Origin of the sequence: Vibrio sp. D420a (assembly GCF_030248625.1) — a bacterium.
In the GTDB taxonomy this organism is placed as follows: domain Bacteria; phylum Pseudomonadota; class Gammaproteobacteria; order Enterobacterales; family Vibrionaceae; genus Vibrio; species Vibrio fortis_A.
Genome location: NZ_JAHGAN010000021.1, coordinates 48,963 through 61,069 on the forward strand (window position 1 = coordinate 48,963; position 12,107 = coordinate 61,069).

Below are 12,107 nucleotides of genomic sequence, written 5' to 3' on the forward strand. Positions count from 1 at the left end.
GCAAGGAGATATAAATAATGAAAGGTGATATCGGTGTAATTGGCCTAGCAGTAATGGGTCAAAACCTTATCCTAAACATGAATGACAACGGCTTTAAAGTTGTTGCTCACAACCGTACTGCTGCGAAAGTAGACGAGTTCCTAGAAGGTCCAGCGAAAGGTACAAACATCGTTGGTGCTTACTCTCTAGAAGAGCTTGTTGAGAAGCTAGAAGCACCACGTAAAGTGATGCTAATGGTTCGTGCTGGTGCAGTTGTTGATACTTTCATCGACAACCTAATTCCACTTCTAGACGAAGGCGACATCATCATTGACGGTGGTAACACTAACTACCCAGACACAAACCGTCGTGTTGCTCACTGTCGTGAAAAAGGCATTCACTTCATCGGTACTGGTGTATCAGGTGGTGAAGAAGGTGCACGTTTCGGTCCTTCAATCATGCCAGGCGGCGCAGCTGAAGCTTGGGAAGCGGTTAAGCCAATCTTCCAAGGTATCTCTGCAAAAACTGACGCTGGCGAACCTTGTTGTGACTGGGTTGGTAACGACGGTGCTGGTCACTTCGTTAAGATGGTACACAACGGCATCGAATACGGCGACATGCAGCTTATCACTGAAGCTTACCAGTTCATGAAAGACGGTCTTGGTATGTCTGCAGACGAGATGCAAGCAGTATTCGCTGATTGGAACAAGACTGAGCTAGACAGCTACCTTGTTGAAATCACTGCTGACATCCTTGGCTACAAAGATGAAGACGGTGAGCCTCTAGTTGAGAAGATCCTAGACACAGCAGGCCAAAAAGGTACGGGTAAATGGACTGGTATCAACGCACTAGACCTAGGTATTCCTCTAACGCTTATCTCTGAGTCTGTATTCTCTCGTTGTCTATCTGCGCTTAAAGATCAACGTGTTGAAGCTGAGTCTCTATTCGGTAAGACAATTACTCCAGTTGAAGGCGACAAGCAAGAGTGGGTTGATGCACTACGTCAAGCTCTACTAGCTTCTAAGATCATCTCTTACGCTCAAGGCTTCATGCTAATGCGCGAAGCATCTAACGAGAACGGTTGGGACCTAAACTACGGTAACGTAGCACTAATGTGGCGTGGTGGTTGTATCATCCGTTCTGCATTCCTAGGCAACATCCGTGATGCGTACGAAGCAAACCCAGACATCGCGTTCCTAGGTTCTGATGAGTACTTCAAAAACATCCTACAAGGCAGCCTAACGGCATGGCGTAAAGTAGCAGCGAAATCTCTAGAGTCTGGTATCCCAATGCCATGTACGATTTCTGCGCTATCTTTCCTAGACGGTTACACAACGGCTCGTCTACCAGCTAACCTGCTTCAAGCTCAACGTGACTACTTCGGTGCTCACACTTACGAGCGTACAGACCGTCCACGTGGTGAATTCTTCCACACTAACTGGACTGGTACAGGCGGTGACACTGCTTCAACAACTTACGACGTATAATTGTAATTAGTTGTTTTAAAAATGAAAAGGGTGCTAACTGGCATCCTTTTTTGTTTCTGTCAACACGCCCTAGTGATTTCTAGTTATATACCTAACCAACATTAAGCTTGGAAACTGGTGACTTCTTCTTTGTCAGAAAACTGCTCCCTTACCGCCATACAGGTATCTAAATTCTGCTTAAGCGCTTCGACACAGCTTGGGTCGAACATAATGCCAACGTTTTCTTCGATGTACTCAAGCACATCATCAAGCTCCCATTCTGATTTATAGGCTCTCTTACTCAGTAGGGCATCAAACACATCCGCTAAGGTAACGATACGTGCCTCCAATGGAATTTGAGTACCACACAGTCTGTCTGGTAAGCCAGTTCCGTCGTAGCGTTCGTGATGATGGCGAATAATGTTCTTCAGAAACTGCACTTCATCGTGTGAGATAGAGTGATTATCAGAAATCGAGACAACATCCTCAATCATGGCCTCACCATAAATGGTGTGCTGATTCATGATGGCGCGATCTTCATCGGTAAATCGTTTAGTGCTGAAAAGTACATGGTCGGGGATTCGATACTTTCCGATATCATGGAAAGGTGCATAAACACGAATTCGATGAATGAACTGATAGGTGATTTCTGGCTTTTGCTCAGACATGGCACGCGCCAATATCTCGCTGTAACGTCCCATACGAATCAAATGCTCTTTGGTTTCAGGATCTCTTGCATGGCCCATATTTAGGGCAATCGCGAGAGAAGTTTGAAAGTGTTTTTGATTCTCATGCAATCGAGTAAATAAGCTCGCGATGAGCTGGGATAGATACGCAATGTCAGCTTGTATGCTCTTCTGGTTAAAGAAGCCAATCGCAGTGGCATTAATGAAGATAAACCCAAGATTTTTGTCACGATAGTAGATAGGGGAGGTGTAACTACTTTGATGCCCTATATCGATTAAGCGACAAATTTGGCGCGTTGGGTTCATCGTCGATAAGTCATTGATAACGCGAACAGAAGGCAGTTCAGACATCTTTCTTAGCGAGGATTCTGGTCTGATGTTGTATTCAATGTAGTTATGGCTTGCCTCTTGGCACAAGGCATCGGAAACAAAGTAATTAGTGGCCTTGTTTTCGTTAGTTAAGGCGATGGAGAGGCGCGAGAGCATTGGATAGAACGAGCGCACAAGCTGAAACAGGTCGTCTAACGTCGAGGTAATATCTTGATCTTTAGCTGCGATTTTACTGAGTTGGGAGTAGTCAAACATGAGCGGGGCTGACCTTAATTTATAATTATGTAATTGTTTTTCTTTGATTTATTGATTTCTCATATTTAAGAATACGAACATACCAGTCCTGTTAACGAATTGTAATCTTGTCATCCTATAAATTCTAATCACATCACTAAAAATGTGGTTATTACATTTAAGAGTCATCCATTTTGTTAACTGGGTTGGCTTTTTGTTATATCGATCCAGATTTCTAATCCATTTTGGGTATTTACAGCGATGTCGGTTCCAGAAATTTTAGTCAATAAACATGATGATTATTAATAAGTTGGTGTGTCCAATAATGAAAATGGATGTGTTCTAGCCGCGAACTGAAGCCATAATTGTTAAATATTTGGTATATATAACGAGCTTATTGAGTGATGTGATGGTTAGTTCTCACGCGATCAAACTAAAATTGGAAATATGCGTCGATGATAATTAGGAGAGTGGCAGGCTTTGTGCCATCATTACCCTCATTGACAGGCGTGCAGGAAGCAGACCTAAGTAAACAACCGTTATTGATGATGGTGAACTAACGCAGAGTGCTTGCTCTGTTTAAGGTATGACGATGACAGATGAAGAAAGAATTGAGCTGCAGAAAAACAACCCACTGCACGGCTTAAAGTTAGAAACCATGATCACTGAGCTGGTGGATCATTACGGTTGGGAAATCCTTGATGCAGCGATGCGCATGAACTGTTTCAACACTAAGCCGTCTGTCGCGAGTGCGGTGAAGTACTTGAAGAAAACACAGTGGGCGCGCGAGAAAGTGGAGAACTTTTACTTGTACCGCTTCAAGCGTATGCCAAAAGCATCTGATCTTGAATATCAAATGCCACCACGTTCACGCACTTTCCGCCATGGGCTTGAGCCTAAAGAGCCAATGGAGCTGACGGTAGAATCCATCCTTGCATCTCAAGCTAAGGCCGCGTCTTCTTTTAAAGCGCGTCGCTCGGGTGGTAAAGGGCGCAATTTCCGCCGCTAATCGCTATGGTGGACTGAACAAGATACAAAAAAGGAGCATCATGCTCCTTTTCTTTTGCTATCTACTTTTGAAGTAGGGTAAACCCATCAAAGTTGTATTGCTCTGCGAGTGATTAGGCTTCGCGATTTTTCTTTTGATTCTTGATGAAATCACCTACGTAGATTGCAGCGCTGAAGACGAGAAACAGAGCAGAAACCGAAAACAGAGCGGGCATTTTTAGTATCCACGCAAAGGTTGCTGCTAAGAACGCAATGAAGCAGATCAGTCTGCTTGATGACATAACATGACCGAGTTTGATGTTCATAATGCCCCCTAATATGCTTGCTTCTTTTACGCAGTAAGTATCTCATTATTGGATAAAAATTAATCTAAATTAATATCAAACAAGATGATTATCAGGCTCTCTTCACAAATTTAGCGAACGCTATTTTAATGAACGGAAGTAACACTGCAAAGTCGAACGCACTTCTATAGCTAAAGGACATATCTGGCGATTTTTAATAACCGATTAATTGGCGTAGAAAAAGTACGCGGTGATTAAGAAGCTTGCAATGATAACGCTATTGCGAACATAGTTTTGTGGGATGTTGCGTGATATCTGAGCCGAATAGTAGCCACCGACTAGTGTGCCGAGCAATACCGCAAGTCCTGAACTCCAATCAATTGAACCATCAACAATAAACAAAACAATGGCTGCCATTGAAGCGCTTGCTGATACCAATAACTTAATACCGTTCATGACATTGATGTTGGTATAACCAGCTAAGGCAAGATAGCTTAGCGTGACAATACCGAGGCCAGCATTGAAGTAACCACCGTAAACGCATACCAAAAGCAGTAATAGAGCAGAGAAGAAGGCCCCAGCTTTACCTGCGTGTTTGTGCTTTGATGCCGCTTTTTTAATCAAGCTGTTGATGTGGCCACCAAAGGTAAAAAGCAGTGCAGCGAATAGGAGCAGCCAAGGAACAGATTGGGTAAAGAGAGCTTCAGGAGTGTGCAGCAGTAAGAATGCACCGATTGCACCACCCAGTACACTCAGAATCAAAGTCAACTTGAGTTGCTTTGTGCCCGATAGGATCTCTTGCCTTAATGCGTAAGCGCCACTGATGTAGCCTGCACAAGAGGCAAAGGTATTAGTTGCGTTGGCAGCGACCGGAGGGACGCCTACAAATAGTAGAGCGGGGAACGTAACAAAACTGCCTCCTCCAGCAATGGAGTTCAATATGCCACCAAGCACACCAGCGAGAAAGAGTATCAGCCATTCCATGGCACAGTTCCTAATTGAGAGACGAATAACTAACTTACTGCATTTTGAATCTAAAACCAGTCTTATCAGAATGTTATGAACAAGTTTGTGATTTGTTGCAATGGATGCTTAAGTTATCAATAAAAAAAGGGAGCCGGAAGCTCCCTAGGTAAAGTGCAGTTTGATTACGCTTCTACAGGCTTAGCTTTTAGGCTCTTAAACAACTTCATAAATAGAGGGCTGAATAGAACCAACACCGCAAGAATGGTAAAGCTCATAGTAATCGGGCGCTCCCAAAGGAAACTTAATTCGCCGTCACTGATCATAAGTGCACGTCTTAAGTTCTCTTCCATTAATCCGCCTAGGATGAAGCCTAGCAACAGAGGCGCTAATGGGAAGTCGGCTAATCTCAATCCTATTGCTGCCATTGCTACAAGCAACATGATAAAGACATCCATAGTGTTAAACGACACCAAGTAAACACCAGTAATTGAGAAGAACAGAATCATAGGTAGTAACACGGTTCTTGGCACAGCTAGTAGCTTAGAGATGTATGGGATCAACGGTAGGTTTAAAATCACCAGTACGATGTTACCGAAGTACATAGAGATGATAACTGACCAGAATACATCAGGGTGCTCAACGAACAGACGCGGACCTGGCTGAATACCGTAGGCAATCAAAGCACCAAGCATAATCGCCGTCGTACCTGAACCTGGGATACCAAGTGTTAATAGAGGAACAAACGAACCACTCGAAGCTGCGTTGTTTGCCGATTCAGGCGCAACAAGACCACGGATACTGCCTTTACCAAACTCTTTCTGCTTCTCTTTTGGTGCTAGACTACGTTCCATACCATAGCTTAGGAAAGCTGCGATAGTGGCACCAGCACCCGGTAGTACGCCTGTAAAGAAACCAAGGATAGAAGAACGAATCGATACAGGGGCTACGTCTTTGACTTCTTCTTTAGTCACTTTCATGCTGCCGATGTCGGACATTTTGCGGCTTTCTTCTTCACTGGTGTCTTTTTGAGGTTTAAGCACACCCATCAGAGTTTCACCAAGTGCGAATGTTGCCATCGCCAGTAGTAAAAAGCTAAAGCCGTCCATTAAATCGGTTAAGCCGAAAGTGAATCGTTCAACACCGACACCTTTATCGATACCTACCGTTGAAAGCATTAGGCCTAGAATGGTCATCATCCATGCTTTGATGACTTGTCCCGGCCCAGCAAAGGCTGCAACTGCTGACAAGCCAAGTAGCATCAGCGCAAAGTAGTCTGACGATTGGAAACTTAGCGATACACTTGCAAGCGCTGGTGCTGCGATAAGAAGCATGATCGCTGATAGCGTACCACCAGTAAATGAAGAGTAAGCCGCCAACGCAAGAGCTTTACCTGCTTGGCCTTTTTGCGCCATTGGGTAGCCATCAAATGCAGTTACCACGGTTGATGAACATCCCGGCGCATTGATGAGAATCGACGAAGTGGAGCCGCCAAATACCGCACCATAATAAACACCAGCCATTAGGATTAAACCTGAAGAAGGCTCTAAACCGTAAGTGATAGGGATCATTAGCGCGATCGCAGAGATAGGCCCTAAGCCTGGTAGCATCCCGATAAAGGTACCAACGAAACAGCCCACGATCACCATCATGATGTTCATCGGCATTACCGCGGTCGAGAGTCCTTGTAAAATTCCATCTAACATAATGCGGTTCCTACCAAAGTGTGTAGATAAGCCCAGGTTCTAGATAGATATCTAATCCCTGAGTTAATAGAAGATAAAAAACGATGACAAACGGGAATGAAGCTCCAATCAGGATTGGTTTTCTGCGCTCACCCAGTAGGTAAAAGCCTGCCAATAAGAAAAAGCCGGTTGCCAGTACAAAGCCTAGATAGGTAAGTCCAACACCATACGATGCCATTAGAACTAAGAAACCGATTAACAGCTTCCAGTTAAGCGGTGTGGTATCGCAGGATTTCTTCGGTTCTTGTTTTCCGGTTACAAGTAAGATCAGCGCCAGCCCAATACCCGCAAAGGTGAGTAGGGTTGGTAGTGTTCGTGCTGTAAAAGGTTCGTATTCATCACCGGGGAACAGTGGGATAAGGGTTGTCTGGTAGCCATAGCACAAGCAAACCAATAGGAAAACTAGGGCACCAATTCGATCGCGAGTGAGTAGGTTCTCTTTGGATAAGAACGTGTTCGATTGTTCCGACATATCCAACTCCATAAAAAATAAAAAAGCCATGCATGAGCGGGTTAATGAAGAATGTCTAGGATCACTAACGGAATGTAGGAAGAGAGTAGTGCTCAACTGCCTACAAATTACAAAGGAGATTGAGTGAACTCATGCATGGCAAAACAGAGAATAAGGAAGGGGGAGCTGTCGGTTCCCCCTGAATAGTTTTGTTACTTGAGGAAGCCAAGCTCGCGCATTAGGTCGCCCATTTGCTTCTCTTGGTCTTCTAGGAAGGAGTAGAACTCTTTGTCGGCTTTGTAGTTGTCGATCCAACCATTACGGTCGCGAACTACTTGCCACTCATCAGTGGTGTACATTTTGTTAAGCGCTTGGTTCCACTCATCAATTTTCGCTTGGCTTGTGCCAGGTGCAGCAAAGAAACCACGCCAGTTAGCAAATACAGTTTCATTGCCGTACTCAGTTAGCGTTGGGATGTCTGGTGCTGCATCTAGACGTTTAGGCGCTGTCACAGCTAGTACTTTTACTTGGCCAGATTTTGACATCTCCAACACTTCACCAAGGCCTGTTGAAAGGAGTTGAGTCTCACCAGATAGTAGAGCTGCCATCGCTTTACCGCCCGCATCGTAGGCAATGTAACGAACTTTCTTAGCGTCAAAACCTTCGCCTTTAAATGCGGCTGCTACGACTAGGTGGTCCATACTGCCACGTGCTGAGCCACCAGCGATTTTGACTTTACGAGGGTTAGATTCGAACTCTTTAACCACATCTTCCCAAGTATCGTACTTAGAGTCTGCTGACGTTACGATCGCGCCATAGTCCGCAATGGTTGCAGCAACAGGAGTTAGGTCACGGAAAGATTGTGGAAAAATACCAGTTAGAGAGCGAACAACAATCGGTGTTGAGTTGACCATCAGCGTATCTTCTTGACGCTTAGCCGTTTCAATAAGGTGTGCAATCGCTTTACCACCGCCGCCACCGGACAGGTTTTGGAAAGAGACATTTTCTACGATGTCAGACTTTACCAATACATCGCCAGTACCACGAGCAGTCATGTCCCAACCGCCGCCTGCGCCGCCAGGGATTAAGAAGTGGATTTTCTCTACGTCTGCCGCAAAAGTGTTGAATGAGAAGGTAGCGGCGATCACAGTCGCTGCGATAGAGGGTTTCATTGCCTTGAACATGTTTCACGTTCCTTATGTATTGTTCTCTTAGTTAAGCGAGAAACTTATTGATGTATTAACTACTGGGTATTGAGCGAAGTTCAAATAACCAGTCGATGCTCAAAGGTTAATGTTGTGTTAATGAATTGTCTTTAATGTGGTGATATTGAGGATAAAGAGCATTGAATTAATAAAGTTCATAAAGTTCATGGCTCGCAAATCGGACGATGAAGCATCTTTTTGACATGAAAATATGTATAAAATAAGACGGCGTTAATAATAGATTTATAAGATAAGCGTAAGATAAAAAAGAGAAATTTCCATTGAAGAGTAACGGGAGCTGATTTTTGTAAACTTGTGAGAACGAAACCTGAGAGTTATCACGTAAAAGCTCTAAATATATAGAATATTGTATTGATATTGGGAATGACCGTTAACATAATGTGATAACAAGGCTTAATAACCCGGTGGGAATTCTCCAATATCACCCAACAACTCTTAAGGATCTAAGAGGCAATTGTTCAAGGATAGAAGAACATGAAAGATGCAAAAATTTCGTTGCGGTTTACCGTGGGTGGAATGTTTTTACTTGCAACTATATTGACGGCGACCGTTGCAGTTTCACTTCAATATTATTTCAGTAAGACGATGGCAACGGAGCATACCTTGTCGAAACTGACGATGGTGTCCCAAGAATTAAGTGATTATGTTGAAGCGATTGATTCTGATGCGATCAACACGGCGCAGCTGTTGTCTTCTGTTAATCGTTCCATTAGTAGCCAGATATCGAAGCAAGAAGCTCGAAATATTCTGTCTGAAGCGATCAAAGACAACCCACTTTTCTATAGCATCTATATTGGCTCTTCTAACGACGACTTCTTCCAAATCATCAACCTCGACTCTTCACCTATTGTCAGAGAAAAAATCGATGCTTCAGAAACCGACCGTTGGGTTGTGATTGAAATTGCAAATAGCTCTGATGGGCGACTTCGCTCTACAAGTTATTATGATGAGGCATTTAACCTTCGTGATGTCGTAACTGAATCGAGCAATTATTTCCCTACAACGCGTCCTTGGTACATCTCTGCTTCGACTGATGTAGTCGGTAAGACTCAGCCTTATCTTTTCCAGCATCTGCAGATCACAGGACAAACCTACTCACTGGCATTCCAATCGAAAAATGACCAAAACAGCCAGCACGTGATTGGCATTGATATTGTGTTGTCTTCATTGGCTAACAAACTTTCAGCAACAGCGCTAGGGCTAGAGGCGGACAGCCAAGTTGAGTCTTTTTTATATTCAACGTCAGGTAACATTATTGCGACTAACCGAAAGCGAGAGCCTAAGTCATCCGCTTTTGAAATTAAGCCACTTTATCTTACGAGTAGCCAACAAGCCTTGGTTAGTGAGACGGGGCCAATTCAAATCTCTAACCAGAATGACTGGGGGCCGATGGACTTTTCTGTGTCTGGGCAACCCAATGGCTATGCGATTGATATGTTGGAGTTGATTAGCCAGCAGACGGGCATAGAGTTTAAATATGTGAACGGATTTTCATGGCAAGAGCTGACCGACAAGTTTCGCGAGGGTGAGTTAGATGCAATACACTCGACCCTCAAGAATGAATCAAATGGTGTTGTAGGGCATTACAGTCAACCTTTATACCAATTGCCTTTCTCAGTAGTGACCAGAGAGCAAGATTCTGGCGTAACCACTTATCAAGCACTCGCAGGTAAAAAAGTCGCGATTCTGTCGGGTTGGTCAATCACCGAGGAGCTTAAACAGCAATACCCCAAGGTTGAATTAATCTCACTTCCAAGCCTTAAGGCCGCTTTTGACTGTGTGGAGAGCAAAGCATGTGATGCAGTATTAGATGTTAAACCTGTCTTGGATTTTGCTCTTGAACGTTTTTTCCATTCTGGGCTGCGCAATAGTGCTGAGCTGGTGGACCTTCAACAAGACTACGCCAGTGACTTTTACCTGGTGCTAGGAGAGCAGCATCAAGCGCTACTCCCAATCATCAATATGGCATTAGACAGCATTACGCCAAAGCAGAAGGCCGCGTTAGAAGCTAAATGGTTTCATCATGAGGCGATTGATAGTGACACAACGGTGCCTTACACCGAACTTTATGAATTGATACCTTCGGCAACATTGGAAGGTGAAATGAGGCAGATTCAGCTAAATGGAGAGAGTCGCCACCTTTACTTGCGCAAGATAGAGACAGGAGAACACTACTCAGAATATTTTGCTGTGGTCATACCGGAACAAGAGATCTATCAAACCGTACATAAACGCGTCGCGACTTCGATTGGCATTACTGTGCTGCTGATGGCACTTACCCTGCCAGTGGCGTGGATTTTTGGTGCTCCGATTGTTCGCCCAATTCGTAAGCTACAAGAAGAGACGCTTAAGATAAAGCAGCGACGCTATGATGACGTAGAGATGATCGAAACTCGTATTAAAGAAGTTTGGGACCTCTCTGTGGCTGTGAAAGACATGGCAAATGAAATCAAGACGCACGAACAGACACAAGAAGAATTTGTTGAGGCGTTTATTAAGCTTATCGCACAGGCTATCGATGATAAATCTCCTTACACGGCAGGTCATTGTAATCGTGTTCCAGAGCTTGGCATGATGTTGGCAGAAGCGGTCGAGGCGTCAGATGAACCGCTATTTAAAGACTTCAAGTTTGCCAATAATGATGAAAGGCGTGAGTTTAGAATCGCAGCTTGGTTGCATGATTGCGGCAAGATCACTACGCCAGAGCACATTGTGGATAAAGGCACTAAGTTGGAAGCCAACTACAATCGCATTCACGAAGTGAGGATGCGTTTTGAGGTGCTGTGGCGAGATGCAGAAATTCAAGCGCTTGAGAAGCAGTTGTCACAACAACAAACCAAACAAGAAAGCGAGAAAGAGCTAGCAGAACTTCAACAAACGTTAATTGAAGAATTTGAGTTCATTGCGACATCTAATGTGGGTGGTGAATTCATGAGTGATGAGAAAGTTGCACGTATTCACCAGATCGCCAACAAAGTCTGGTATCGCCATTTTGATGACCGCTTAGGGCTCTCTCCTGTAGAGGAGTTAGCTCGTAAAGGGGAGGCGATTATGCTACCGGTGAAAGAGAAATTATTGTCTGATAAACCGGAACACATCATTCCGAGAGAGCGAACTGCCGAATATGATCCTAAACTAGGTATTCGAATGGCGGTGCCAGAGCACCAATACAATCTAGGTGAGGTTTATAACCTGTCGATTGCAAGAGGTACATTGACGGCGGAAGATCGCTTTAAGATTAACGAACACATGATAAGCACAATCAAGATGCTCGAGAACTTACCTTTCCCGAAAGAGCTGAGTCGCGTACCACGTTACGCTTCGACTCATCATGAAACATTAAAGGGAACGGGATATCCACGTAAATTAACGGCGAAGGATCTGTCGATACCAGAACGGGTGCTGGTGATATCCGATATTTTTGAGGCTCTCACGGCATCAGATCGTCCATATCGTAAGGCGAAGCCGATCAGTGTCGCCGTTAACATCATGCATAAAATGGCGTTGGATGAGCACATTGATATTGAGTTGTTCCGACTATTTTTGACGAGTGGCACGCATCTTAGGTACGCAAAGGCGTATTTGAAGCCCGAACAAATAGATAGTGTAGATATCGAACAATATATGAATTGAACGATGGGGAGTATATGAGGCGCTAGTAAAGACTTAATTGTTATTGTGGTAAAGCTCAATTAAAGGATTGTAATTGAGGTTATAGAAATATATCGTATGAAG

9 protein-coding genes are annotated in these 12,107 nt (G+C 44.1%); 3 read left to right on the plus strand and 6 right to left on the minus strand.

Annotated elements, in window-relative coordinates:
* Positions 1-17: 17 nt before the first annotated feature.
* Entirely contained in the window at positions 18-1,466 is a 1,449-nt protein-coding gene (gene gnd / locus KI743_RS14400; protein ID WP_285466940.1) for a decarboxylating NADP(+)-dependent phosphogluconate dehydrogenase, read from the plus strand.
* Positions 1,467-1,567: 101 nt separating this feature from the next.
* Here gnd and KI743_RS14405 read toward each other — a convergent pair whose 3' ends face one another.
* A complete protein-coding gene (locus KI743_RS14405; RefSeq protein ID WP_152468619.1) occupies positions 1,568-2,716 on the minus strand; it encodes an HD-GYP domain-containing protein in 1,149 nt (382 codons plus the stop codon).
* A 571-nt stretch (positions 2,717-3,287) separates the two neighbouring features.
* On the opposite strand from KI743_RS14405, the gene KI743_RS14410 reads away from it, so the two are divergent.
* Positions 3,288-3,704, plus strand: a complete 417-nt coding sequence (locus KI743_RS14410) for a VF530 family DNA-binding protein (RefSeq protein ID WP_032549168.1) — start codon at positions 3,288-3,290, stop codon at positions 3,702-3,704.
* Between the two features lie 112 nt (positions 3,705-3,816).
* Here KI743_RS14410 and KI743_RS14415 read toward each other — a convergent pair whose 3' ends face one another.
* From KI743_RS14415 to KI743_RS14435, 5 genes are all read right to left on the minus strand, one after another.
* Complete coding sequence (locus KI743_RS14415; RefSeq protein ID WP_032549167.1) at positions 3,817-4,008, minus strand: hypothetical protein; 192 nt, start codon at positions 4,006-4,008, stop codon at positions 3,817-3,819.
* 204 nt (positions 4,009-4,212) lie between these two features.
* Entirely contained in the window at positions 4,213-4,971 is a 759-nt protein-coding gene (locus KI743_RS14420) for a TSUP family transporter (RefSeq protein WP_285466941.1), read from the minus strand.
* 164 nt (positions 4,972-5,135) lie between these two features.
* Entirely contained in the window at positions 5,136-6,656 is a 1,521-nt protein-coding gene (locus KI743_RS14425) for a tripartite tricarboxylate transporter permease (RefSeq protein ID WP_032549164.1), read from the minus strand.
* Positions 6,657-6,666: 10 nt separating this feature from the next.
* Positions 6,667-7,167: a tripartite tricarboxylate transporter TctB family protein gene (locus KI743_RS14430; protein WP_285466942.1), complete on the minus strand. Its 501-nt coding sequence runs from the start codon at positions 7,165-7,167 to the stop codon at positions 6,667-6,669.
* A gap of 191 nt (positions 7,168-7,358) precedes the next feature.
* Positions 7,359-8,330: a tripartite tricarboxylate transporter substrate binding protein gene (locus KI743_RS14435; protein ID WP_150872282.1), complete on the minus strand. Its 972-nt coding sequence runs from the start codon at positions 8,328-8,330 to the stop codon at positions 7,359-7,361.
* A 516-nt stretch (positions 8,331-8,846) separates the two neighbouring features.
* Between KI743_RS14435 and KI743_RS14440 the strand changes: the two genes are divergently transcribed.
* Complete coding sequence (locus KI743_RS14440) at positions 8,847-12,005, plus strand: HD domain-containing phosphohydrolase (protein WP_285466943.1); 3,159 nt, start codon at positions 8,847-8,849, stop codon at positions 12,003-12,005.
* Positions 12,006-12,107: the final 102 nt, after the last annotated feature.